25 protein-coding genes are annotated in these 22,389 nt (G+C 69.0%); 15 read left to right on the forward strand and 10 right to left on the reverse strand.

Annotated elements, in window-relative coordinates:
* Positions 1-128 precede the first annotated feature (128 nt).
* The 3 genes from DLJ53_RS14600 (at position 129) to DLJ53_RS14610 (ending at position 3,066) form a co-directional block, all read left to right on the forward strand.
* On the forward strand, positions 129-1,211 hold the full coding sequence (locus DLJ53_RS14600) for a mandelate racemase/muconate lactonizing enzyme family protein (RefSeq protein ID WP_111346474.1): 1,083 nt from the start codon (positions 129-131) through the stop codon (positions 1,209-1,211).
* 263 nt (positions 1,212-1,474) lie between these two features.
* Complete coding sequence (locus DLJ53_RS14605; protein WP_111346476.1) at positions 1,475-1,948, forward strand: MarR family winged helix-turn-helix transcriptional regulator; 474 nt, start codon at positions 1,475-1,477, stop codon at positions 1,946-1,948.
* Positions 1,945-3,066 carry an FUSC family protein gene (locus DLJ53_RS14610; RefSeq protein WP_111346478.1) on the forward strand — a complete coding sequence of 374 codons (1,122 nt, stop codon included), beginning with the start codon at positions 1,945-1,947 and terminating at the stop codon, positions 3,064-3,066. Before DLJ53_RS14605 ends, DLJ53_RS14610 begins: the two co-directional genes overlap by 4 nt.
* Before the next feature lie 198 nt (positions 3,067-3,264).
* Here the strand turns inward: DLJ53_RS14610 and DLJ53_RS14615 are convergent, their stop codons facing one another.
* From DLJ53_RS14615 to DLJ53_RS14635, 5 genes are read right to left on the reverse strand one after another with little or no spacing between them, the layout of a single operon-like run.
* Positions 3,265-3,972: a phosphoadenylyl-sulfate reductase gene (locus DLJ53_RS14615; protein WP_111346480.1), complete on the reverse strand. Its 708-nt coding sequence runs from the start codon at positions 3,970-3,972 to the stop codon at positions 3,265-3,267.
* 36 nt (positions 3,973-4,008) lie between these two features.
* Positions 4,009-4,788: a ferredoxin--NADP reductase gene (locus tag DLJ53_RS14620; RefSeq protein WP_111346482.1), complete on the reverse strand. Its 780-nt coding sequence runs from the start codon at positions 4,786-4,788 to the stop codon at positions 4,009-4,011.
* Positions 4,789-4,803: 15 nt separating this feature from the next.
* Positions 4,804-5,208: a DUF934 domain-containing protein gene (locus tag DLJ53_RS14625; RefSeq protein WP_111346484.1), complete on the reverse strand. Its 405-nt coding sequence runs from the start codon at positions 5,206-5,208 to the stop codon at positions 4,804-4,806.
* Positions 5,195-6,865: a nitrite/sulfite reductase gene (locus tag DLJ53_RS14630; RefSeq protein WP_111346486.1), complete on the reverse strand. Its 1,671-nt coding sequence runs from the start codon at positions 6,863-6,865 to the stop codon at positions 5,195-5,197. Before DLJ53_RS14630 ends, DLJ53_RS14625 begins: the two co-directional genes overlap by 14 nt.
* A gap of 8 nt (positions 6,866-6,873) precedes the next feature.
* The gene (locus tag DLJ53_RS14635; protein WP_111346488.1) at positions 6,874-7,176 is read right to left on the reverse strand and encodes a DUF2849 domain-containing protein; all 303 of its coding nucleotides are present in this window, start codon (positions 7,174-7,176) and stop codon (positions 6,874-6,876) included.
* Positions 7,177-7,385: 209 nt separating this feature from the next.
* On the opposite strand from DLJ53_RS14635, the gene DLJ53_RS14640 reads away from it, so the two are divergent.
* Together DLJ53_RS14640 and DLJ53_RS14645 are read left to right on the forward strand one after the other, a co-directional pair.
* Positions 7,386-7,862, forward strand: a complete 477-nt coding sequence (locus DLJ53_RS14640; RefSeq protein WP_111346490.1) for an Lrp/AsnC family transcriptional regulator — start codon at positions 7,386-7,388, stop codon at positions 7,860-7,862.
* A 97-nt stretch (positions 7,863-7,959) separates the two neighbouring features.
* A complete protein-coding gene (locus tag DLJ53_RS14645) occupies positions 7,960-8,253 on the forward strand; it encodes a hypothetical protein (RefSeq protein WP_111346492.1) in 294 nt (97 codons plus the stop codon).
* 403 nt (positions 8,254-8,656) lie between these two features.
* Here the strand turns inward: DLJ53_RS14645 and DLJ53_RS14650 are convergent, their stop codons facing one another.
* Complete coding sequence (locus tag DLJ53_RS14650) at positions 8,657-9,661, reverse strand: GGDEF domain-containing protein (RefSeq protein WP_162409231.1); 1,005 nt, start codon at positions 9,659-9,661, stop codon at positions 8,657-8,659.
* Between the two features lie 250 nt (positions 9,662-9,911).
* Positions 9,912-10,337 (reverse strand): Fur family transcriptional regulator, encoded by a 426-nt coding sequence (locus tag DLJ53_RS14655; protein ID WP_111346496.1) that lies wholly within the window; start codon positions 10,335-10,337, stop codon positions 9,912-9,914.
* Between the two features lie 195 nt (positions 10,338-10,532).
* Here DLJ53_RS14655 and DLJ53_RS14660 point away from each other — a divergent pair, with 195 nt between their 5' ends.
* The 7 genes from DLJ53_RS14660 (at position 10,533) to DLJ53_RS14690 (ending at position 17,573) form a co-directional block, all read left to right on the forward strand.
* Positions 10,533-11,285, forward strand: a complete 753-nt coding sequence (locus DLJ53_RS14660; protein WP_111347779.1) for a DeoR/GlpR family DNA-binding transcription regulator — start codon at positions 10,533-10,535, stop codon at positions 11,283-11,285.
* Positions 11,286-11,482: 197 nt separating this feature from the next.
* Positions 11,483-13,003, forward strand: coding sequence for a glycerol-3-phosphate dehydrogenase (gene glpD, locus DLJ53_RS14665; RefSeq protein WP_111346498.1), 1,521 nt, complete (start codon positions 11,483-11,485; stop codon positions 13,001-13,003).
* Between the two features lie 302 nt (positions 13,004-13,305).
* Complete coding sequence (locus DLJ53_RS14670) at positions 13,306-14,388, forward strand: ABC transporter ATP-binding protein (RefSeq protein ID WP_111346500.1); 1,083 nt, start codon at positions 13,306-13,308, stop codon at positions 14,386-14,388.
* A 2-nt stretch (positions 14,389-14,390) separates the two neighbouring features.
* The gene (locus DLJ53_RS14675) at positions 14,391-15,458 is read left to right on the forward strand and encodes an ABC transporter ATP-binding protein (protein ID WP_111346502.1); all 1,068 of its coding nucleotides are present in this window, start codon (positions 14,391-14,393) and stop codon (positions 15,456-15,458) included.
* Complete coding sequence (locus DLJ53_RS14680; protein WP_111346504.1) at positions 15,455-16,324, forward strand: carbohydrate ABC transporter permease; 870 nt, start codon at positions 15,455-15,457, stop codon at positions 16,322-16,324. Before DLJ53_RS14675 ends, DLJ53_RS14680 begins: the two co-directional genes overlap by 4 nt.
* A gap of 125 nt (positions 16,325-16,449) precedes the next feature.
* Positions 16,450-17,202 (forward strand): carbohydrate ABC transporter permease, encoded by a 753-nt coding sequence (locus DLJ53_RS14685; protein ID WP_226582177.1) that lies wholly within the window; start codon positions 16,450-16,452, stop codon positions 17,200-17,202.
* Positions 17,202-17,573 carry a DUF2160 domain-containing protein gene (locus tag DLJ53_RS14690; RefSeq protein WP_111346508.1) on the forward strand — a complete coding sequence of 124 codons (372 nt, stop codon included), beginning with the start codon at positions 17,202-17,204 and terminating at the stop codon, positions 17,571-17,573. Before DLJ53_RS14685 ends, DLJ53_RS14690 begins: the two co-directional genes overlap by 1 nt.
* A gap of 10 nt (positions 17,574-17,583) precedes the next feature.
* Here DLJ53_RS14690 and DLJ53_RS14695 read toward each other — a convergent pair whose 3' ends face one another.
* Positions 17,584-17,901 (reverse strand): cupredoxin domain-containing protein, encoded by a 318-nt coding sequence (locus DLJ53_RS14695; RefSeq protein ID WP_162409233.1) that lies wholly within the window; start codon positions 17,899-17,901, stop codon positions 17,584-17,586.
* Positions 17,902-18,021: 120 nt separating this feature from the next.
* Between DLJ53_RS14695 and DLJ53_RS14700 the strand changes: the two genes are divergently transcribed.
* From DLJ53_RS14700 to DLJ53_RS35200, 3 genes are all read left to right on the forward strand, one after another.
* Positions 18,022-19,764 (forward strand): ABC transporter substrate-binding protein, encoded by a 1,743-nt coding sequence (locus DLJ53_RS14700; RefSeq protein ID WP_111346512.1) that lies wholly within the window; start codon positions 18,022-18,024, stop codon positions 19,762-19,764.
* Positions 19,765-19,959: 195 nt separating this feature from the next.
* On the forward strand, positions 19,960-20,403 hold the full coding sequence (locus DLJ53_RS14705; RefSeq protein ID WP_111346514.1) for a hypothetical protein: 444 nt from the start codon (positions 19,960-19,962) through the stop codon (positions 20,401-20,403).
* A gap of 76 nt (positions 20,404-20,479) precedes the next feature.
* Positions 20,480-20,638 carry a hypothetical protein gene (locus tag DLJ53_RS35200; RefSeq protein WP_162409234.1) on the forward strand — a complete coding sequence of 53 codons (159 nt, stop codon included), beginning with the start codon at positions 20,480-20,482 and terminating at the stop codon, positions 20,636-20,638.
* Here DLJ53_RS35200 and DLJ53_RS14710 read toward each other — a convergent pair.
* The gene (locus tag DLJ53_RS14710; protein WP_244935079.1) at positions 20,635-21,711 is read right to left on the reverse strand and encodes a winged helix-turn-helix domain-containing protein; all 1,077 of its coding nucleotides are present in this window, start codon (positions 21,709-21,711) and stop codon (positions 20,635-20,637) included. The genes DLJ53_RS35200 and DLJ53_RS14710 overlap by 4 nt on opposite strands.
* Before the next feature lie 158 nt (positions 21,712-21,869).
* Positions 21,870-22,385, reverse strand: a complete 516-nt coding sequence (locus DLJ53_RS14715; RefSeq protein ID WP_111346518.1) for a hypothetical protein — start codon at positions 22,383-22,385, stop codon at positions 21,870-21,872.
* Positions 22,386-22,389 lie beyond the last annotated feature (4 nt).

Raw genomic sequence — 22,389 nt, forward strand, 5'->3', positions numbered from 1 at the left:
GCCGGCGCACGGCGCCGGCCGCGGTGGCGGCCATAGGCTGCCATGCGGTTGTTTCTTCACGGCCGATTGAAGCAATGTAGACGCAAATCAGAAGCCCGCCGGGCAACGGCGGGCGTGGAGGAGCGTCTATGGCTGCCATTGCCGAGGTCGTGTCGACCTATCATCGCGTCCCGCTGCCGGTCGTCCTTTCGGACAGCCGCCACGGCACGATCGAAGCGTTCGAACTGTGTCTTGTGCGGGTCGTGGATGCCGACGGGGCGGAGGGGACCGGGTACACCGTTACCGTCGGACGCAACGGGCGCGCCATCATGGCGACCCTCGCCGAGATCGCCGAGATCGTCGCCGGCGCGGACGCGGATCTCATCGAGGCGCTCTGGACCCGGATCTGGTGGGCGCTGCACTACGGCGGGCGCGGCGGGCCGACGGTGTTCGCCATGTCCGCCTTCGACATGGCGCTCTGGGACCTCAAGGCGCGCCGGGTGAACCTGCCGCTCTGGCGGCTCCTCGGCGGCTACGAACCGGCCGTGCCGTGCTACGCTGGCGGCGTCGACCTCGACTTCACGCTCGACGCGCTGCTCGCCCAGACCGACCGGAACCTCGAACGCGGCTTCCGCGCCATCAAGATGAAGGTGGGACGGCCGCGCCTGTCGGAGGACGTGGCGCGCGTCGCGGCGATGCGCGAGCATCTCGGGCCGGACTTCCCGCTGATGGCGGACGCGAACATGGCCTGGACGGCGGACGTCGCGATCCGTGCCGCGCGCGCTCTGGAGCCATCGCGTCTGGTGTGGCTCGAGGAGCCGACGATCCCGGACGACTATGCCGGGCACGCGCGGGTGATCGCCGAGGGCGGGGTGCCGGTCGCCTCGGGCGAGAATCTGCGCACCATCCGCGACTTCCGCGCTCTTATCACGGCGGGTGGCGTCAGCTATCCGGAGCCGGACGTCACCAACTGCGGCGGCATCACGCCCTTCATGAAGATCGCCCACCTCGCCGAGGCGTTCAATCTTCCGGTCACGTCGCACGGCGCGCACGACGTGACGGTGCACCTTCTCGCGGCGCTGCCCAACCGCTCCTTCCTCGAGGTCCACGGCTTCGGGCTGGAGCGGTACATCGACGAGCCGCTCCAGGTCCGCGACGGCGTGGCGACGGCGCCGGAGCGTCCCGGCCACGGCATCGCCTTCGACCGCGACGCCCTGGCGAAGCTCGGCTGACGTCAGCCCGGGCGGCGGTCCGGTCGCCGCTCCACGTACGGCGGTTCTCCCGCGGCGGAGGCTCGCGTCGCCGTGCCGGATGCCGCCGCGCCTGTTGCCCGGGCCCGTAAGCGGGACCGGGCAGGGGCCGGCGGTGCGCTCGATTTCGAGGCGCGCACCATCCGCCGAATCCGAAATCTCCAGCCGCAGCACTTTCGCATGGATCACCGCGTACCCATTTAATTTGAATTGCAACTCAAATTAAGATGGATTACCGGCGACGCATGCCTCGTGAAGACCGCTCGCCCCGATCGCTATTCGGGATCCGCTTTTCCCTGCTCGCCCGGCGCTGGCGCCGCGCGCTCGACGCGCATCTGGCGAGCGCCGGGCTGACCGCGGCAACCTGGGTACCGCTCGTCCATCTCAGCGAGTCCGGCGGCGGCATCACGCAGAAGGAGCTTGCCGTCCTCGTGGGCGTCGACGGGTCGAGCCTCGTGCGTGTGATCGACATCCTCGCCCGCGAGGGACTGATCGAGCGTCGCCGCGACGAGAGCGACGGCCGTGCCCGCCTGATCCATCTGACCCCCGGGGGCGAGCAGCGGGTGGCCGAAATCTACCGCCAGCTCGCCGAGGCGGAGCGGGAGATGCTGGCCGATCTCACCGATGACGACCTCACCAAGATGCTGGGACACTTCGAAATGATCGAGCGCCGCCTGTCCGGCCTGGAAGATGCACGCCGGGACGAGGACGCGCGATGAGCGAGACCGCACCGTCGCCGCCGACCCACCTGCCAGCGCGCCGCCTCGACGCCGCGCGCCACCTGCTGCAGCCGCGTCACCTGCGCGGCAGCTTCGCGCTGCAGCGGCAGCCGTCCATGCGCAACGCCATGCTGGCGGGTGCGCAGGCCGCCGTCACCGTCGCGATCGCGCTCCCGCTGGCGTACCTCTCACCGTGGCCGCACCTGATCGGTTATGCGTCGCTGGGCGCGCTGGTGGCGCTCTTCGGCCGGTTCTCGCCGGAGCGGCGCCGGAACGGCATCGTCTTCATCTGCGCGGTCTGCCAGACGCTCGCCGTCCTCGTCATGTCCACCGCCGTCTGGGCCGGCTTGCCCGAGACGGGGCAGCTCGTCCTTCTGGCGCTCTCGTGCGGCGTGTTCTTCTTCGTCGCCGTGACCGCGCAGGTCGGTCCGCCGGGCGCGCTGATCTTCGTCTTCGCGGTCGGGGCGTCGATGCACGACGTGGGGAGCTTTCAGGTGGTGCTGGAGCGGACCGCCGCAGTGGCGGTTGTTGCGACGCTCGCCTGGGCGATCTGCGCGGCCACAGAGGCGCTGCGACACCACCCGACCGCGGAGCGGCCGCTGCCGGTCGACCCCGTGCCGCCCGTCGCCGACCGGTTCGTGGCGGCGCTCAGGATCTCGGCCGGCGCCGGTCTCGCCGTGTTCGCGTGCCACGCCATCGGCGCGCCCCATCCCGCCTGGGCGGCGATGGGTGCCCATGCCGTGATGCAGGGCGCGCACCTTCACATCAACATGCATCGCGCGCTGCAGCGCATGACCGGCACGGTCCTCGGCGCGCTGATCGCCTGGGCAGTCCTCAGCCAGGCGCCGTCGCTCTGGGTCGTGGTCGCCGCGCTGGTGCTGCTCCAGTTCCTGACCGAGGTGATCATCGGCTCGAACTACGGCCTCGGTCAGATCCTCGTCACGCCGATGGCGCTGCTGATGACCCACCTCGCCGCGCCCCACATCGCGGGCGCCGAGATGGCACCGGAACGGGTGCTCGACACTGTCCTCGGCGCCTCCATCGGCATGGTCGTCGCCGTGCTGCTGTCGTCGCTGGAAGACAGGCACCGCCTCGCCCGGCACGTCCTCGCGACCTGACGCCGGCTGGCGCGCCGGCGCGCCGCGGTGCGACGTCGGGCCGGGCCACGATGCAGATCCGGGCCGGGCCCACTCACGTCCGCCGCGACAGGCGCCGTGCTCGGACGCGCCGCGCCTGTCGCGGACGTAACGGTCCGGCGCCTGTGGAGATCTGCGGTGGGGTGGGGGACAGGGACCCGGGCGGGTCTGGAGGATGCCTCAGCGCATCCAGTGGATGCCGCACTCGGTCTTGCCGGAGCCGTCCCAGCGGCCGGCGCGGGCGTCGTCACCCATGGCGGGGCGCTTGGTGCAGGGCGCGCAGCCGATCGAGGGATAGCCTTCCGCCACCAGCGGGTGACGCGGCAGATCGCGATCCTCGATGTAGGCGTCGACGTCCTCCTGGGTCCAGCTCGCGATCGGGTTGAGCTTGATGTGCGTGCCGTCCGCCTCGATGACGGGCAGCCCGCGCCGGGAGAAGGTCTGGTGCCGACGCCGCCCGGTGATCCACGCGTCGTAGGGTTTCAGGGCCCGGGCGAGCGGGTGCACCTTGCGGATGGCGCAGCAGGCGTCCGGATCGCTCCGGTGGAGCGTTCCGTCCGGGTCGTCCCGCGCGAGGGCAAGCGGCTCCGGATAGAGGTCGATCACGTTGGTGAGGCCGAGCCTGCGCGTGAGCTCGTCACGATAGCGCAGCGTCTCGTCGAAGTGCTTGCCGGTCTGCAGGAACAGGACCGGCAGATCCGGCTTCACCTCGGCGACGATCGACAGCAGCGTGACCGAGTCGGCCCCGAACGAAGAGACCAGCGCCATCCGGTCGGGGAAGAAATGATAAGCCATGGTCGCGATGAGCTCGGCCGGGGGAAGCTCGCCGTAGCGGGCATCGAGGTCCGCAGCGCGAGCCTCGACCGAGCGGAGGGGAATGTCGAGCATGGCGCTCTCCTGGAAAGTCCGAAAGGCGGTGGGCCGCTAGCCCACGAACGCCTTTTCGACGACGTATCGTCCGGGTTGGGAGTTCGACCCTTCCTCGAGCCCAGCCTCCTCGCACAGCGTGCGGGTGTCGTTGAGCATCGCGGTCGAGCCGCAGATCATCACGCGGTCGTACTCGGGCGACCACGGCGTCGTTTTGGTGGCTTCGAACAGCTCGCCGGAGCGGATGAGGTCCGTACAGCGGCCTTCGAGCGTGTTCGGCCCGGGCTCCTCGCGCGTCACCGTCGCGACGTGCGCCAGCCGGTCGCCGACGATCTCCGACAGCATCTCGTCGCGGCGGATCTGGTCGACGATGTCGATCCCGTACTGCAGCTCCGCCATCTGCCGGCACGTCTGCACCAGGATGACCCGTTCGAAGCGCTCGTAGGTCTCCGGGTCACGCGCGATCGAGGTGAACGGCGCGATGCCGGTGCCCGACGAGACGAGCCAAAGGTTCCGCCCCGGCAGCAGCGCGTCGTGAACGAGGGTCCCCGTCGCCTTCGGCTTCAGGAGGATCTCGTCCCCCGGCTTGATGTGCTGCAGACGCGAGGTCAGCGGACCGTTCGGCACCTTGATGGAGTAGAACTCCAGCTCGTCCGCCCAGTTGGGCGAGGCGATTGAGTAGGCCCGCAGCAGCGGCTTGCCGTCCGCCATCAGCCCCAACATCGCGAACTCGCCGGAGCGGAACCGGAAGGAGGACGGACGGGTGGTTTTGAAGGCGAAAAGATCGGGGGTGTAGTGGTGTGTCGAAAGGACGGTTTCCGTCGGGATCGCTGCCATTCTTAATTTTCCGTGTTACTGACCGTGTCGCGCGGCCCAGATACCGTGTTCTGGTCCACGGCTGCCACGTCTTGGCATATAAAGCTCGCGCACGGTTAGTGACATGGCATTGGCCCATGCCGATTCGCCTTGTCTGGTGACCGCTGCGTCATCGACTGCGACCGCATCGAACCCGGACTGGAAGGCGTGACGGGCCTGGTCGGGGACCAGGGGGCCGACGGCCACGAGGCGTCCCCGGTAGCCCATCGCCCTGAGGCGATTGGCCGTGGAGTAGCCCCGCCCGTCGGCGTATCCGCCGAATCGGATGGTGACGACGGGCTCGGCGGGGATCGTGTCGGGCACATCCTCGCCGGCGATCTCGAGGCCCAGCTCGACGGTGTCGTGGTGGGCGAAGCCGCCCTCGGCATCAAGCAGCCACATGGAGGGGCTCCTCGTAGACGGCAGCCTTGAAAACGGCCTTGCCGATTCTGGTGTAGGTGTCGCTGAAGCTCTCGCCGCCGGCGCGGTGGGCGCGCCAGGTGGCGATGATCCGGTCGACCACGGCCGGCACTTCCTCGGCGGAGAAGCCGGGACCCAGGATCTCGCCCACGGCGGCGTGCTCGTCGGCGCGCCCGCCCAGGGTGATCTGGTAGCTCTCCTTCTCGGCCTTGTTGAGGCCGAGGATGCCGATGTTGGCGGCGTGGTGGTGGCCGCACGCGTTGATGCAGCCGGAGATGTTGATCGTCGGGCCGCTCGGGTCCTCGCCGTTGGAGCGCGCCTCGGCCTCCCAGGCCGAGAGCTGCTCGGAGAGGGCCTGCGCCACCGGGATGGAGCGGGCGGTCGCGAGCGCGCAGTAGTCGAGGCCCGGGCAGGCGATGATGTCGCTCGAGAGGCCCACGTTGGCCGTCGCGAGTCCCGCCTCGACCAGCGTGTCGTACACGGCGCGCAGGTCCGTCTTGGCGACGAACGGCAGCACGACGTTCTGCCGGTGCGTGATCCGCAGCTCGGAGTGCGAGAAGCGGTCGGCGATGTCGGCCAGGACGCGCATGTCCTCGCCCGTGGCGTCGCCCGGGATCGCGCCCTCGGCCTTGAACGAGACGGAGACCGCCGCGTAGCCCGGCACCTTGTGCGCCATCACGTTCTGGCCGAGCCACTCGGCGTACGCGCCCGATCCCTCGACCACCGGGTCGGCGAGCGGGGCCACCTGGCCGAGGTCGAAGTGCGCGGCGATGCGGTCGTATTCCTCGCCCGCCACGTCGAAGGCGGAGAGGTCACGCCCGTCGCGGTCCTCGTAGACCTCGCGGCGGTACTCCTCGAGGCCGAGCTCGGCGACCAGGATCTTGATCCGCGCCTTGTACTTGTTGTCGCGCCGGCCGTAGAGGTTGTAGACGCGCAACATCGAGTCGAGCGTCGGCAGGAGACGCTCGAACGGCACGTTCTCCTCGAAGAGCTGCGCGACGCGCGGCGTGCGGCCCTGGCCGCCGCCGACCCACACGTCGTAGGTCGGGCGTTCGCTGCCCGATGTCGGCTTCGCGACGAGGCCGATGTCGTGGAACTTCATCGCCGCGCGGTCCTCGGCGGCGCCGATCACGGCGATCTTGAACTTGCGCGGCAGGAACGCGAACTCGGGGTGCGCGCTCGACCACTGGCGCAGCAGCTCGCACGTCGCCCGCGGGTCGACCGTCTCGTCCCCGGCGACACCCGCGTAGGCGTCGGTCGTGACGTTGCGGATGCAGTTGCCGGAGGTCTGCAGCGCGTGCATCCCGGCGTCGGCCAGAATGTCGAGCATGTCCGGCACGTCCTTCAGCTGCGTCCAGTTGAACTGCAGGTTCTGGCGCGTCGTGAAGTGGCCGTAGCCCCGGTCGTAGTTGTCGGCGAGGTGCGCGAGGGTGCGCATCTGGTTCGCCGACAGGACGCCGTAGGGGATGGCGATCCGCAGCATGTAGGCGTGAAGCTGCAGGTAAAGGCCGTTCTTCAGCCGCAGCGGCTTGAACTCGTCTTCGGAGAGCTGGCCGGCGAGACGGCGCGCCACCTGGTCGCGGAACTCGGCCGCGCGGGCGGCGACGAACGCCTGATCGTATCCGTCGTATTGGTACATGATTCCTCTCAGGCCGCCTGGCGTGCGGTCGGGAGCGCGAAGGAGGGGCCGGCGAGACGCCGACGCTCGCGAAGCAGGACCGGCTCGCTCGACTCCGGGTCGAGGGCGACGAGGTAGGCGCCGACCACGCGGTTGGCGTCCTCTTCGTCGCGGCCGGTCTCCTCGAGGTCGGCCCGGGCGTCGGGACCGGCGCGCTCGGCCTCGGCGATCTCCGTCGACCAGCCGCCGCCCGTCCAGAAGACGATGGCGCCGGTCAGGATCTCGTTCGCCGTCAGAACCGAGGGTCCCGCAAGCCGCTTCTCTTTCGCCATCACGCCACCTCCACTCGTCCCCGCGTTCGGATCGCGGTGGCGGTGCGGACCGGCTGTCCGGTCGACGACACGCGCCGTTTGCGTCCCCAAAGATGTCGTTGTCCCTCGCGAGGGGCAATATCGGGGATGAAATAAGACAGGGCGCTATGGTAGCATCGCGCAAACGGGAAAATTTCCCGCCGCCGGCACTTGGGGGACGACATAGCGCCATGGACGATCTGGATCGTAGAATCCTCTCCATCCTGCAGAAGGACGCGACACTGCCCGTTGAGCGTGTGGCCGCGATGGTCCACTCGTCCAAGTCGCCGGTCTGGAACCGAATCCGGAAATTGCGCGAGGCCGGGATCATCGACCGGCAGGTCGCGATCCTCGACGCCGAGAAGGTCGGCCGCGCGGAGGTCTTCTTCGTCATGGTCAAGACGTCGAGCCACTCGCGCGCCTGGCTGGAACGCTTCGCGGCCGCCATCGCCGACATGGGCGAGGTTCAGGAGGCGCACCGCCTGGCGGGGGAGATCGACTACCTCCTCAAGGTCCGCGTGACGGACACCCGCGCGTTCGACTCCTTCTATAAGCGGCTGGTGGCCGAGGTGGAGCTCTTCAGCGTTACATCGCTCCTCTCCATGGAGACGCTCAAGGAGACGACGGAGATTCCGCTGACGGAGGAGGACGTCGACACCCCGGAGTAGGCGGGGGCGCCGTCACGGCAGGGCGGGCGTGTGGCTTTGCGGAACTAGGCAGCCACGCGCCCGGTCGATTAGTTGCTCCATAACATTAGGAGGCAACATGGTCCGCAGCATCACCCTCACCGCGCTCGCGCTGGCATTCACCATCGCCGGCGCCGCCGCGCAGCAGTCGCTGGACGCGAAGATGGAGAAGGAGCAAGCCGCCCAGGACCGTGCGATGGGCGTCGAATCGATCGGCGCCGAGGCCGCCGACGACGAGACCGTCGACGATCAGGTCGCCCCCGCCCAGGACGGCATGAGCCGAGAGCTCAGCGAGATGGAGCGGAGCGAGGAAACGGACGGCTGCGAAGGCGGCAACGACGACGCCGGCTGCCCGGGCGCCGACCTCGACTGACCACGTCACCGCCGGTACGGCCCGGCTTCGCGTCGCCGAGGCTGTGCCGGCAGCCCCCGGTTTGCGCAAGGGACTCCCGGATCGGCGCAGGCGGGACTGCTGCGACCGTGTCCGAGATGGCGTGAGCCTCCGGCGGGCTCGGGTCCCACCAACGATCAGTCCCGCCTGATCGTCGAAGCCGCCGTCGCGATTGCCCCCTGGCAGCGGGCGGGGCCCGGCGCAAGGGCAAGCGGCTTCGCCGGCCTTCGGCCCCTTGCCCCGGGCCCCGCCCGCCGCCTTTCCGGGGGCGCGACGGCGGCTCCGACGATCAGGCTCCCGCCCCGGATTGCGTGGGCGGAGCCTTGATTGCCGGCAGAGGGCTTGGCCGGGTGAATTGCAGGGCTGCGGCGTTGGCGCCGGGCGGTCAGATCGCGATGGAGAGGCCGCTCCAGCGCTGGCCGTTCTGGTCCGCCGCGTGGGTGGCGCCGGTCTCCGCGTCGGGCCGCGTCTGCCAACCGACGCGGATCTGGTTCCGGCCGGACTGCTTGGCGGTATAGAGCGCGGCGTCGGCGGTCTTGAACCAGGCTGAGACGGTGCCGAGCGCGGCGTTCAGCGGCGCGACGCCGAAGCTGGCGCTGACGGCGATGCCCTCGTGTTCCGGCACGGCGAGCGTGCCGATCGCCCGGCGCGTCCGCTCCAGCACCGGCAGCGCCATGTTCAGCGTGTACTGCGGCAGCGCGATCGCGAACTCCTCCCCGCCGAGACGGCACAGGATCGCGTCCGGGCCGAGGACGCGGCGCATGGCCTGTGCGGCGAGCCGCAGCACGAGGTCGCCCGCGGCATGGCCGAACCCGTCGTTGATGCGCTTGAAGTGGTCGAGGTCGACGATCGACAGCACCGCCGGCGTCTCGTGCTCCGCGAACTCGTGCAGGAGCAGGCCGAGCGCGGCGGTGAACGGCTGGCGGCGGGTGAGGCCGGTCAGGTCGTCGGTGTCGGCACGTTCGCTGAGGTGCAACTCGCTGAGGATGCAGCGCGCGAACTGGGCGAGAATCGCGAGGTCGCGCTCGGCGAAGTCGCGCGGCACGATGTCGAACGCGACGACCGCGCCGCAGCCGTGCTGCGGCGAGACGAACGGGGCGGCGATGACCGCCCGCACCGGCGTCTCGGCCGGTGTGCCGTCGACCGAGTGGGGGCCGAGGGTGTCGCAGACCGCGACGGGCCGTCCTTCGCCGATCGCGCTGTCCACCACCGCGGCGATCCGTTGTGCGTTCGGGCCGAGCTGCGTGGGTGTGCTCGTCGGGAACACGACCGCCGCGTACGGCACGTCGAGGACGAGGCGGATCGCGTCGATGATGGGGGCGCTGACGCGCTGGTCCGTCGCGCGGTCGCGCGCGTTGGGGGTGGGTGACGTGCCGAATGGGGTCACCATCGTCCTATCGATCAACATCCACCCCTGTCACTCGAAGTGCCGGCTCTGCCCGGGCCAATCCCTCCCGGCACCAAAACGTTAACGAAACGAATAAAATCAAGTCTCGACACGCTATAGCCCAAAACGCTGTGCCCCGCAGCTTACAATTAAGGCATCTTTAATACGAAGATTAGCACCCGCCGGATGACGGATGCAACTTTTGATTGCGGATTTTTCGGGTGTGGTGGAATCCGCCGGGAGGGACGCGGCCTCAGGGCTTGCGCGGCCTGCGGCAATAAAGCTCCAGCCGGTGCCTGACCACCTCGTACCCGAGCTCCTTGGCGATCTCCTGCTGAAGCCGCTCGATCTTCTCCGACTGGAACTCGATGACGTCGCCGGTCTCTATGTCGATGATGTGGTCGTGGTGTGGCAGGTCCGCCGTCTCGAACCGGGCGGGCGTGCCCTCGAAGACGTGCCTGTGGATGATGCCCTGCGCCTCGAGCGCGGCGAGGGTGCGGTAGACTGTCGCCAGCGACACCGTCTCCTCGATGTCCCGCGCGCGGCGGTGCAGCTCGCTGGCGTCCGGATGGTCGCCGGCCTCGGACAGGACCTTCAAAATGGCCGCGCGCTGGCGCGTAATGCGCACACCGTCCGCCCGCAGGGCCTGCTCCAACCGATCTGCCGATGCATCATCCATGACGCGCCAATTTAAAGGCTCCGGCCGCCTCGGGCAAAGCGTTACGGTCCGGGCGGCGCAATCTGTTGATGGACGCGGCGCGAGCGATCTTGCCAAAGCCTTCAAGGATCGGTCACACCAGAGTCGGCGCGAACAAGGCGAGGACTACGAATGAAGGGAGAGTTCGTGGATCTCACCCGTCCGGCGGACGTTGCCATGCGCCAGGACGGGATCGTCGCCCTTGCCCGCGAGCATGGCCGCGTCACCGTCGACGACCTCGCCGCGCACTTCGACGTCACCCCCCAGACCATCCGCCGGGACCTCAACGAGCTGGCCGCGCGCCAGATCCTGCAGCGGGTCCATGGTGGCGCCGTGTTCTCGACCGGCGTCGCCAACCTCGAGTACGAGAAGCGGCGGCAGGTGGCGGCGGGGGAGAAGGCCGCCATCGGCCGGGCGGCGGCGGCGCTCATCCCGGACGGCGCCTCGCTCTTCGTCAATATCGGCACCACGACGGAGGCGGTCTCCGAGGCGCTCCTGTCGCACGACGCGTTAATGGTGATCACCAACAACATCAACGTCGCCAACCGGATGCGGCTCCACCCCAAGTTCGAGGTGGTGATCGCCGGCGGGGTGGTGCGCGGATCGGACGGCGGCATCGTCGGGGAGGCGGCGAGCGACTTCATCCGCCAGTTCAAGGTCGACTACGCCGTCATCGGCGCCTCGGCGATCGACGCCGACGGCGCGCTGCTCGACTACGATTTCCGCGAGGTGCGCGTCGCGCAGGCGATCATCGCCAACGCCCGGCACGTGATCCTCGTCAGCGACGCCTCGAAGTACGAGCGGGCGGCGCCCGTTCGGATCGGGCACATCAGCCAGGTGGCGACCTTCGTCACCGACCGCGCCCCGCCCGCGCTCGCCTCGGTGTGCCACGCCCACGACGTCCGCCTGATCGAGACCGGCAAGGCCTGAGGCCCCGTTCCCCTCCGCCCGCCCCGGGCCGGGGAGGGGGCCAGTCCGTCATCACCGCATTCGGGATGCCCCTCGCCGTCGTCCGGCGGGGGTATGAGTCGTCGCGGGCCGGCGTATGCGCCTGATCGAACGGCGGTCATGTTCATTTGACATTCGGTTTGCTTTCACTTACCCCGATCAAAGGGGAGAGAACGCTCGTGGATCAACACGACACCTTCGACATCCTGGTCATCGGCGGCGGCATCAATGGCTGCGGCATCGCGCGCGACATGATCGGGCGCGGCTACTCCGTCATGCTGGCCGAGAAGGTGGACTTCGCCTCCGGCACCTCCTCCTGGTCGACGAAGCTGATCCACGGCGGTCTGCGCTATCTCGAACACTACGAGTTTCGCCTCGTGCGCGAGGCGCTGATCGAGCGCGAAGTGCTCTGGGCGATGGCCCCGCACATCATTCGCCCGCTCCGGTTCGTGCTGCCGCATCACGAGGGGCTCCGCCCGACGTGGATGCTGCGCCTCGGCCTCTTCGCCTACGACCACCTCGGTGGCCGCAAGCTCCTGCCGCCGACGCGCACGCTCGACCTCGCCCACGACGAGGCCGGTGCGCCGCTGAAGCCCGAGTTCGTCAAGGGTTTCGAGTATTCGGACTGCTGGGTGGACGACGCTCGCTTCGTCGTCCTCAACGCGCGCGACGCGGCCGACCGCGGCGCCGTCATCCGCACCCGCACCGAGGTCACCGAGGCCCGCCCGGACGGCGACGCCTGGCGCGTCACGCTGCGCGGGGCCGACGGGGCGACGCGCGAGTTGCGGGCCCGTTGCCTCGTCAATGCCGCCGGCCCCTGGGTGGACCATGTCCTAGGCGAGACGTTCGGGCGGAACGACGCTCACAACGTCCGGCTCGTCCAGGGCAGCCACATCGTCGTGAAGAAGCTCTACGACCACGACAAGGCGTACATCTTCCAGAACGCCGACGGGCGGATCATCTTCGCGATCCCGTACGAGGGCGCCTTCACGCTCATCGGCACCACCGACCGGGACTTCGAGGGCGACCCGCGCGACGCGAAGATCACCGACGAGGAAGTCGGCTACCTGGTCGAGGCGGCGAGCGAGTACTTCCGGACGCCGGTCGAGCGCGAGGACATCGTCTGGACCTACTCCGGCGTGCGCCCGCTCTTCGACGACGGGGCGTCCAAGGCGCAGGAGGCGACGCGGGACTATGTGCTGCGGACCGAGGGCGGGCACGGCAAGCCGGCGCTCCTCAACGTCTTCGGCGGCAAGCTGACGACCTACCGCCGCCTCGCCGAGTCGGCGGCCGAGCGGATCGCGACGATGATCGGCGCGAAGGGCGGCAGCTGGACCGCGAGGGCGCCTCTTCCGGGCGGCGAGATGCCAATCAGCGTCGCCCAGTCGTTCGCCAACCGGCTCTGTTCGACGTATCCTTGGCTCGATCCGTCGCTCGCGGCGCGGCTGTCGCGGCTTTATGGCGTGCGCGCGCAGGACATTCTGCGCGGAGCCGAAAGCGCCGACGATCTCGGCCGCTCGTTCGGGGCCGGGCTCACGGAGCGCGAAGTGCGCCATCTGGTCGACACCGAATGGGCGATCACGGCCGAAGACATCCTGTGGCGTCGGACCAAGCTGGGGCTCTTCGTGACGAAGGACGAGGCGAGCGCCCTCGACAGCTACCTCAAGGATGTGACGGGGCACGCCGCGCACGCCGCCTGATTGACGATCGCGGCCACAGCGCCGCAACACTGGGGGCCGGGTACAACCGGCGATAGCGGCGACGCCGCGGAACGGCGAAGCGGCAGTGCCGCGGCGCTACGACAGGGCCAAGGCACGGCGAAGCGGTCGCCGCGTGCACGAACGAAGCGGCGCGAGCCGCAAACGAAAAGCGGTCCGAAGCCGCGAACAATAATCGGCGGCGATACGTTGCCGAACCGGCGGCGGAAAGCCGCCAAGACGGGTGAAGCGGCCGCAAGCCGCAGGGGAGACGACGGCACCGGGTGCCGCAGAGGGGAGTGGCGATGCTGGAATTGCGCGGCGTCAGCAAGCGCGTGGGCGAGGCGACGCACCTGGCGGACATTTCGCTCGCCCTGCAGCCCGGCTCGCTCAACGTCCTGCTCGGCCCGACCCTGTCCGGCAAGACCAGCCTCATGCGCCTCATGGCCGGGCTCGACCGCCCGACCTCCGGAACGATCCACTTCGATGACGCGGACGTCACCGGTGTCCCGGTCCAGAAGCGCGACGTCGCGATGGTCTACCAGCAGTTCATCAACTACCCGGCGATGACGGTGTACGAGAACATCGCCTCGCCGATGCGGATCGCCCGCAGGTCGAAGGCCGAGATCGAGACGACGGTCGCCCGCGTCGCCGGTCTCCTGAAGCTGACGCCCTACCTCGACCGCCTGCCGCTGCAGCTCTCGGGCGGCCAGCAGCAGCGCACGGCGCTGGCCCGGGCGCTCGCCAAGAACGCGCGCCTCGTGCTGCTCGACGAACCGCTCGCCAACCTCGACTACAAGCTGCGCGAGGAACTGCGGGCGGAGCTGCCGAAGATCTTCGCCGAATCGGGCGCGATCTTCGTCTACGCCACGGCCGAGCCGGAGGAGGCGCTGCTCCTCGGCGGCAACACCGCGACCCTCAAGGAGGGGCGGATCACCCAGTTCGGCCCGACGGTCGACGTCTACCGCCGTCCCAACACGCTCGACACCGCGCGGACCTTCTCGGACCCGCCGCTGAACGCGGTCGAGGTGAGGAAATCCGGCGGGATCTTCCTGCACGAGAGCGGCTTCGACCTCGCAGTGCCGCCGGACTTCGCGGGCCTTGCCGACGGGACCTACGCCATCGGCGTCCGACCGCACCACCTTCAGCCGCACGCCGAGGCGGGGATGCTGACGCTTCCCGCCACCGTGCGCGTCACCGAGATCACCGGATCGGAGAGCTTCGTGCACATGACGTGCCTGGGCGAGCCGTTCGTCATGCTGGCGCACGGCATCCACGACTACCGGGCGGGCGACGACCTCACGGTCTCGTTCGCGCCCCGGCATCTCCTCGTGTTCGACATGAACGGCGACGCCGTCATGGGCGACGGCGGACGGATGGCGGCCTGACCATGGCGGAAATCACCCTCGACCACATCCGCCACGCCTACGGTCCGACGAAGAGCCGCGACGACTACGCGCTGAAGGAGCTGGACCACGTCTGGACCGACGGCGGCGCCTTCGCGCTGCTGGGGCCGTCCGGCTGCGGCAAGACCACGCTGCTGAACATCATCTCCGGCCTCCTCACGCCGTCCGAGGGGCGGGTGCTGTTCGACGGGCGCGACGTGACGATGCTCCCGCCGGAGGCGCGCAACATCGCCCAGGTGTTCCAGTTCCCGGTTGTCTACGACACCATGACCGTGGCCGAGAACCTCGCCTTCCCGCTGAAGAACCGCGGTGTGCCGAAGGCGAAGATCAACGAGCGCGTCTCCCGCATCATCGACATGCTCGGCCTTGCCGAACATGCGGGCAAGCGCGCCGCGAGCCTCACCGCGGACCTCAAGCAGAAGATCTCGCTCGGCCGCGGCATGGTGCGCGAGAACGTCGCCGCGATCCTCTTCGACGAGCCGCTGACGGTGATCGACCCGCACCTCAAGTGGCAGCTCCGCTCGCAGCTCAAGACGCTGCACCGCGAGTTCGGACACACCATGGTCTACGTCACCCACGACCAGACCGAGGCGCTGACCTTCGCCGACAAGGTCGTCGTCATGACCGGCGGCGAGGTCGTGCAGGTCGGCACGCCCCAGGACCTCTTCGAGCGCCCGGCGCACACCTTCGTCGGCTACTTCATCGGCTCTCCCGGGATGAACGTCCTCCCGGTGGCGATCGACGGGGAGAAGGCGATCCTCGACAGCGGGGAGATCCGCCTGCCGGGCGCGGTGACGCCGCCGCCAGGGGCGGCCACCAGCATCGGCGTCCGTCCCGAGTTCGTCGCCGTCGGCGACGAGGGGCTGCCGTTCGCCGTCACGAGGGTCGACGACATCGGCCGGGAGAAGATCGTCCACGGCATCCTCGCCGGGCATCACGTGGCGGCGATCCTTCCCGAGGGGGCCAACGTGCCGGCGCACCCGCGGGCCTCGTTCCGGCCCGAGGGCATCAACGTCTACGCCGACGACTGGCGCATCGAGGTGGCCCGATGACCAAGACCGAGAACAACAAGGCCTGGTTCCTCGTCCTGCCGGTGCTCCTCCTGGTGGCGATGAACGCGATCATCCCGCTGATGACGGTGGTGAACTACTCCCTCCAGGAGAGCTTCATCGCCGGCTTCTGGGACTGGGTCGGCACCCGCCACTACGAGGACGTGCTGCACTCCGAGCGCTTCCACGCCGCGCTGATCCGCCAGTTCGCGTTCACCTTCATCATCCTCGCCATCGAGGTTCCGCTGGGGGTCGCCGTCGCGCTGGCGATGCCGCGCAAGGGCGCCTGGGCGTCGGTCTGCCTCGTCCTCATGGCGCTGCCGCTGCTGATTCCGTGGAACGTGGTCGGCGCGATCTGGAACATCTTCGCGCTGCCCGAGATCGGACTTCTCGGCTGGGGCCTCAACTCGCTGGGCTTCAACTACAACTACACCAACCAGCCGGTGTCGGCCTGGTTCACCGTCATCCTGATGGACGTCTGGCACTGGACCTCTCTCGTCGTGCTCCTCGCCTACGCCGGACTGCAGTCCATCGACGAGGCGTACTACCGCGCGGCGAAGATCGACGGGGCCTCGCGCTGGGCCGTGTTCCGCTACATCCAGCTGCCGAAAATGAAGACCGTGCTGATCATCGCGATCCTGCTGCGCTTCATCGACTCGTTCATGATCTACACGGAGCCCTTCGTCCTGACCGGCGGCGGCCCCGGCAACGCGACGACGTTCCTCTCGATCGACCTCGTGAAGGCGGCGGTTGGCGAGTTCAACCTCGGCATCGCGGCGGCCATGTCCATCATCTACTTCCTGATGACGCTGCTCGTCTGCTGGCTCTTCTTCACCCTGATGACCAAGGACAAGGAGGCCGGCCAATGACCGCGCAGGACGCCTCCAGCCTGCCCGCCGCGCACGCGGCAGCCGCGCCCGCGGTCGCCGAGGCCCGTCCGGCGCGCCGGATCGGCCTGCGCTGGCTGGTACCGACGCTCTACATCCTCTTCCTGATGCTGCCGATCTACTGGCTCATCAACATGAGCTTCAAGACGACGAACGAGATCCTCGGCGGCTTCAGCCCGTATCCGAAGAACTTCACCGTCGACTCCTACGTCGAGATCCTGACGAACCCGGCCTGGTACATGGGCTACGTCAACTCGATGATCTACGTGGTCATGAACACGGTGATCTCGGTCACGGTGGCTCTGCCGGCGGCCTACGCGTTCTCGCGCTACCGCTTCATGGGCGACAAGCACCTCTTCTTCTGGCTGCTGACCAACCGCATGGCGCCGCCCGCCGTCTTCGTTCTGCCGTTCGTCGAGCTCTACTCCTCTATGGGCCTTTTCGACACGCACTGGGCCGTGGCGCTGGCCCACTGCCTCTTCAACGTGCCGCTCGCGGTGTGGATCCTGGAGGGGTTCATGTCGGGCGTGCCGAAGGAGATCGACGAGACGGCCTACATCGACGGCTATTCGTTCCCGAAGTTCTTCGTGAAGATCTTCATGCCGCTGATCGCGAGCGGCATCGGCGTCACCGCGTTCTTCTGCTTCATGTTCTCCTGGGTGGAGATGCTGCTCGCGAAGAACCTGACGACGGTCTACGCCAAGCCCATCGCCGCGGTGATGACGCGCACCGCGTCGACCTCGGGCTACGAGCTGGGGCTGCTCGCGGCGGCGGGCGTCCTCACCATCATCCCCGGCGCGATCGTCATCTATTTCGTGCGAAACTACATTGCCAAGGGCTTCGCCCTGGGGAGGGTTTGATGCTGCGACGCGCGCTCCTCGCGGCGGGCTTCGTCCTCGTCGCCGCACCGGCGCTGGCGCAGGCCGCCGAGCCGACCATCGCCGAGCGCCTCGGGCTCGGCTGGATGGCCTGGACGTGGCAGACGGCGGTCTTCTTCGCCTCCATCGCCGCCGCGCTCCTCCTGATGACGGGGTGGGAGCTGGTGCGCCCCGGCGGGCACCCGCGCGACGGGGCGCTCGGCCTGCGCACCACTCGCGGCGACAGGCTGTTCATTTCGCTCCTCGCCGCCGCCTACATCCACCTCGGCTGGCTCGCCGTCGCCACCGGACCGCTGTGGATCGCCTCGATCATCGCGGTGGTCGTGGCGATCGTCGTGTTCCTCGTGGTGTGAGATGGCCGGCTCAGGCGCGCTTGCAGTCGATCGTCGAGCCACCCTTGTGGTCGTGGAAGGTCAGCGAGCGCTTGGTCGTGTTGAAGACCGAGTAGTGGCCGCCCTTGGTCGTGAAGAGGCCGTAGTCGGCGTTGCCGCCGGTCTCGATCCACGCGATCGATTCGCTCTTGCCGTCGACGTCGACGCTGCGGGAGGACAGGGCGAGCCTGGTGTCGCCGCACTTCCAGTCGCCGACAAATGCGTCGCGGCCGAGGTCGGCCTTGTTGCTCAAACAGCCGGCGAGGCCGACCGCGACCAGCGCGGCGCAAACGCCGAAGACCCGAAACACCATACGTATCCTGACCTTGCGTGGGCTTGGCGCGCAGGGACCGGCGCCCGAGCGGTTGCATCCATATCAGCAGCCGCGGGGCAATAACACGTCCAACGAGAACGAAGGGAGACGAAGCGCATGAGAAATCCCGTGAGAACACTCCTATTGACGACGGTGGGGGCGGTGGCGCTCTCCGCGGCGACGCCGGCACTCGCCGACACCGCCGCCGCCGAGCGGTGGATCGACTCGACGTTCAAGCGGTCGGTCCTCTCCAGGGATGAACAGATGCAGGAGATGCAGTGGTTCATCGACGCCGCCGAGCCCTACCGCGGCATGGAGATCAACGTCCTCTCCGAGACGATCCCGACCCACAGCTGGGAGTCGGAGGTCCTCACCAAGGCGTTCGAGGAGATCACCGGCATCAAGGTGAACCACCAGCTCCTCGGCGAGGGCGAGGTGGTGCAGGCGGTCCAGACGCAGATGCAGACGAACCGCAACCTCTACGACGCCTACATCAACGACAGCGACCTGATCGGCACCCACTCGCGCCTGCAGGCGGCCGTCAACCTGTCCGACTGGATGAGCGGCGACGGCAAGGACGTCACCAGCCCCTCGCTCGACCTCGAGGACTTCATCGGCAAGGATTTCACCACGGGTCCGGACGGCAAGCTGTGGCAGCTTCCCGACCAGCAGTTCGCTAACCTCTACTGGTTCCGCAAGGACTGGTTCGACAATCCTGACTATCAGGCGAAGTTCAAGGCCAAGTACGGCTACGACCTCGGCGTGCCGGTGAACTGGTCGGCCTATGAGGACATTGCCGAGTTCTTCTCCAACGACGTCAAGGAGATCGACGGCGTCCGCGTCTATGGCCACATGGACTACGGCAAGCGCGCGCCGGACCTCGGCTGGCGCATGACCGACGCGTGGCTCTCCATGGCCGGCGAGGGCGACCCGGGCCTGCCGAACGGGCGCCCGGTCGACGAGTGGGGCATCCGCATGGACGAGGGGTCGTGCAACCCGGTCGGCGCCTCGGTCTCGCGCGGCGGCGGCACGAACTCGCCGGCGGCGGTCTACGCCATCGCCAAGTGGGATGAGTGGCTGCGGGCCTATGCGCCCCCGTCGGCGGCGTCCTACGACTTCTACCAGTCGCTTCCGGCGCTCAACCAGGGCAACGTCGCGCAGCAGATCTTCTGGTACACCGCCTTCACCGCCGACATGGTCAAGCCGAAGTCGGAAGGGAACCAGACGGTGGACGACGAGGGCATGCCGCTCTGGCGCATGGCGCCGTCGCCGCACGGCCCGTACTGGTCCGAGGGCATGAAGGTCGGCTACCAGGACGTCGGCTCGTGGACCTTCCTGAAGTCCACCCCGGAAGATCGCCGCAAGGCCGCCTGGCTCTACGCCCAGTTCGTGACGTCGAAGACCGTCGACACGGAGAAGAGCCACGTCGGCCTCACCTTCGTGCGCGACTCCACGGTGAACCACGAGTCCTTCACCGAGCGCGCCCCGGCGCTGGGCGGCCTCGTCGAGTTCTACCGCTCGCCCGACCGGACGCGATGGACCCCGACGGGCGTCAACGTGCCCGACTACCCGAAGCTGGCCCAGCTCTGGTGGCAGTACATCGGTGACGTGAACGCCGGCAACTACACCCCGCAGGTCGCCATGGACCGCCTCGCCGGCGAGATGGACCAGATCATGGCCCGCATGCAGCAGGCCGACGAGAAGGCCAACGTCTACGGCGGCTGCGGTCCGCGCCTCAACGAGGAGCGCGACCCGCAGTACTGGCTCGACCAGCCGGGCGCGCCCAAGCCCAAGCTCGAGAACGAGAAGCCGAAGGGCGAGACGATCGCCTACGAGGAGATCATCAAGCAGTGGCAGTGAGCCGCTGACATCCCGGCCCTCCGGCTTCGACGACCTCCAGCGGGGCGCCCTTGCGGCGCCCCGTTTTCATTTGTGCCGCCGTTTGTTGCACTCTGCCGTCAGACCGCTGGTCCGGTTCGGGCGATCACCCGATCGGGATCAGGGTTGAGACTGGCCCGCCGACGCGCTGGGCCATAGTCTGAAGGGGAGACGGCAATGAGCGAGCGGATGGGGATGGGCTGGGGACGGGCGATCATGCGATGCCTGCTCGGCGCGTTCCTCGCGGCGTTCGTCGGCTCGGTCGTGAGCGCGCTCGTCCTCGTGCTCGGGCTGATGCTCGCCCGGGCGACCCAGGCGCCGTCCGAGAGCTGGCCGACCTTCGTGCAGCTTGCCGCCGCGTTCTGGATCTACGTGCGGTTCGCCGCGGTGATCGTCGGCCTGCCGGCGCTCGTCGTGGGAATTCCGATCTGGTTCGGCCTCGACCGCTTCGGGCTGCGGCCGCGCCGCGGGCTGATCGCCGGGGCGGTCTTCGGCCTCGTCTTCGGCGTCCCGTTCGTGCACCTCTTCACGCCGATCTGCGTCGTCGTCGGGGCGATTGCCGGCTGGGGCAGCGTCAAGCTCGTCAACAGGTGGCTTCCGGCGGAGATGGACGCGCCGTGAGCCCGATGCGCGCCGCCGGACCGGTCCGTGCAGCGCAGCGGGCCGCGGACGACGACGGGCGGGGGAGAGGGGGCCGATGGCCGGGCAGTTCGTCGAGGGGCTGGTGGTGTCCGGCGTTCCCGTCGGCCATGCGTTTGCGCCGCTCCGCGGCATCGGCGGGACGCTGGCGGGGTTCCGGAGCGTCCGGCTCGTTGACCGGTGGGTGCCCGGACCCGCGGAGCGGCCGGTGCGCTAGTCGCGCAGCCAGCCGTCCAGGAAGACCACGCCCTCGCAGCCGGCGAAGCGGGCGAGGCGGGTAAGCTCCGCCTCCAGCGCCCGCGCCCTCGCGGCGCCGAATCGCACGCCCGGCTCCGGCCACACCCCGGTCACCTCGAGCGCGCCGGAGGTTCCGCGCGTCATGTCGATCCGACCGACGAAGCGGTCCCCCTCAAGGATCGGAAACACGTAGTAGCCGTAGCGGCGCTTCGGCTTCGGCACGTAGATCTCGATCCGGTAGTGGAAGTCGAACAGGGCCTCCGTGCGGCGGCGGTCGCGCACCATGGGGTCGAAGGGGCTGACGATGCGAAGCCGCGCGGTCGGACCGGCGGTCTCCAGCGGGGCGCCGTCGGCAAAGGCGTAGGCCGGGCGCACGGTGCCGTCCGCGAGGGTGATCCCGATGCGGCGCAGCCGGCCGGCGTTGCGCGACAGCCAGCCCTCCGCCTCGGCGGTGGTGATCAGCTCGAAGAAGTCGGCGAGCTGGCGGGGCGTGGCGAAGCCGAGCCGCTCCAGCGCCGCCTCGGCTGCCCAGTCGACGATCTCCTCGTCGGTGACCTCGTGGGCGTGGATATCCGGCGGAACGACGCGTTCGGTGAGGTCGTAGACCTTCTGGAACGCCTCGCGGTGGCAGACGGAGAGCTGCCCGGTGCGCCAGAGGAACTCGAGCGCGACCTTGCTGGGCTGCCAGTTCCACCACCCGGCGGAGGACTTCTCCTCCTCGAAGTCGCGCGACAGGGTGGGGCCGTTGTCGCGGATGTGGGCGAGGACCTCGTCGCACTGGCTGAGGTCGCGGCCGTGCCGGTCGCCCCAGCGCTCGCGCAGGGCCGCCTCGGCGGTGCGGAAGCGGCGCCGCCAGTACGGCCAGAACGCCATCGGAATGAGGCTGGCGTCGTGCGTCCACCCCTCGAACAGCAGCCGCTGGTCGAGGAGGCGGGTCAGCGTGCCGGGACGGTAACGATGGTGGCGGGCGTAGAGGATCATGTGATGCGCCCGCGCGACGGTGGACACCGAATCCACCTGCACGAAGCCGATCTGGCGGATCGTATCGCTCACGGTCGCGGGGTCGGCGGGGCCGGTCGGCGGTGCGGCCAGCCGGTGGCGCGTCAGGAAGACGTGCCGGGCCTCGGCATTGCTGAGGATGAGCTCGGGCGCCGCCGCGCGTGGGGCGCGCGGTCGGGTCGGGCTGGGGAGGGGGGAAGGATCGCGCTCGGTCACACCGGGGAGAGAGCGCGAGCCTCCTCGAAGGTCAACTCCATCGTCGCCCTGCCGTCGAAATAGACGAAGGCGAGCGATGAGCGCTTGGAGACCATCGCCGCCGGGAGCGGGTCGTAGCGGAACGAGCCGCCGCCGAGATGGGGCGTCAGCGAAGCCATGTCCGCCGAGGTGCCGAGCGCGACGCGCAGCAGCTTCAGCTCCGCCCCGTCGGCCCGGCGGCCGACGAAGGGGATCCCGGCGAGGCGCAGGAAGCTCGTCGGGTCGCCGGTGTGCCGGAAGCCCTCGACGAAGGCCGTTTCGACGAGGTCGAGGTCCGGCTCGTGCGGGGCGTGTTCGTGGACGTCGCCGCCGTGGGGGTCGTGCGGCGTCTGCCACTGCACGGTGCCGCGGTTGTGGCCGTGTGCATGGGAATGGGAATGGGAATGGGAATGCGCCTCGGCGTGGGCATGCGCGTGGCCGCCGGCGGGGCGGACGGCGTACGGGTTGTAGGGCTCGTCGTGGCCGCGGTGCATGGGG

The organism is Acuticoccus sediminis, from assembly GCF_003258595.1.
GTDB lineage: Bacteria > Pseudomonadota > Alphaproteobacteria > Rhizobiales > Amorphaceae > Acuticoccus > Acuticoccus sediminis.

Excerpts from the sequence above, each read along its gene's own strand:
- DLJ53_RS14600 (WP_111346474.1), top strand. The coding sequence starts at position 129 with ATGGCTGCCATTGCCGAGGTCGTGTCGACCTATCATCGCGTCCCGCTG.
- DLJ53_RS14605 (WP_111346476.1), top strand. The coding sequence starts at position 1,475 with ATGCCTCGTGAAGACCGCTCGCCCCGATCGCTATTCGGGATCCGCTTT.
- DLJ53_RS14610 (WP_111346478.1), top strand. The coding sequence starts at position 1,945 with ATGAGCGAGACCGCACCGTCGCCGCCGACCCACCTGCCAGCGCGCCGC.
- DLJ53_RS14615 (WP_111346480.1), bottom strand. The coding sequence starts at position 3,972 with ATGCTCGACATTCCCCTCCGCTCGGTCGAGGCTCGCGCTGCGGACCTC.
- DLJ53_RS14620 (WP_111346482.1), bottom strand. The coding sequence starts at position 4,788 with ATGGCAGCGATCCCGACGGAAACCGTCCTTTCGACACACCACTACACC.
- DLJ53_RS14625 (WP_111346484.1), bottom strand. The coding sequence starts at position 5,208 with ATGTGGCTGCTTGATGCCGAGGGCGGCTTCGCCCACCACGACACCGTC.
- DLJ53_RS14630 (WP_111346486.1), bottom strand. The coding sequence starts at position 6,865 with ATGTACCAATACGACGGATACGATCAGGCGTTCGTCGCCGCCCGCGCG.
- DLJ53_RS14635 (WP_111346488.1), bottom strand. The coding sequence starts at position 7,176 with ATGGCGAAAGAGAAGCGGCTTGCGGGACCCTCGGTTCTGACGGCGAAC.
- DLJ53_RS14640 (WP_111346490.1), top strand. The coding sequence starts at position 7,386 with ATGGACGATCTGGATCGTAGAATCCTCTCCATCCTGCAGAAGGACGCG.
- DLJ53_RS14645 (WP_111346492.1), top strand. The coding sequence starts at position 7,960 with ATGGTCCGCAGCATCACCCTCACCGCGCTCGCGCTGGCATTCACCATC.
- DLJ53_RS14650 (WP_162409231.1), bottom strand. The coding sequence starts at position 9,661 with ATGGTGACCCCATTCGGCACGTCACCCACCCCCAACGCGCGCGACCGC.
- DLJ53_RS14655 (WP_111346496.1), bottom strand. The coding sequence starts at position 10,337 with ATGGATGATGCATCGGCAGATCGGTTGGAGCAGGCCCTGCGGGCGGAC.
- DLJ53_RS14660 (WP_111347779.1), top strand. The coding sequence starts at position 10,533 with ATGCGCCAGGACGGGATCGTCGCCCTTGCCCGCGAGCATGGCCGCGTC.
- DLJ53_RS14670 (WP_111346500.1), top strand. The coding sequence starts at position 13,306 with ATGCTGGAATTGCGCGGCGTCAGCAAGCGCGTGGGCGAGGCGACGCAC.
- DLJ53_RS14675 (WP_111346502.1), top strand. The coding sequence starts at position 14,391 with ATGGCGGAAATCACCCTCGACCACATCCGCCACGCCTACGGTCCGACG.
- DLJ53_RS14680 (WP_111346504.1), top strand. The coding sequence starts at position 15,455 with ATGACCAAGACCGAGAACAACAAGGCCTGGTTCCTCGTCCTGCCGGTG.
- DLJ53_RS14685 (WP_226582177.1), top strand. The coding sequence starts at position 16,450 with ATGCTGCCGATCTACTGGCTCATCAACATGAGCTTCAAGACGACGAAC.
- DLJ53_RS14690 (WP_111346508.1), top strand. The coding sequence starts at position 17,202 with ATGCTGCGACGCGCGCTCCTCGCGGCGGGCTTCGTCCTCGTCGCCGCA.
- DLJ53_RS14700 (WP_111346512.1), top strand. The coding sequence starts at position 18,022 with ATGAGAAATCCCGTGAGAACACTCCTATTGACGACGGTGGGGGCGGTG.
- DLJ53_RS14705 (WP_111346514.1), top strand. The coding sequence starts at position 19,960 with ATGAGCGAGCGGATGGGGATGGGCTGGGGACGGGCGATCATGCGATGC.
- DLJ53_RS35200 (WP_162409234.1), top strand. The coding sequence starts at position 20,480 with ATGGCCGGGCAGTTCGTCGAGGGGCTGGTGGTGTCCGGCGTTCCCGTC.
- DLJ53_RS14715 (WP_111346518.1), bottom strand. The coding sequence starts at position 22,385 with ATGCACCGCGGCCACGACGAGCCCTACAACCCGTACGCCGTCCGCCCC.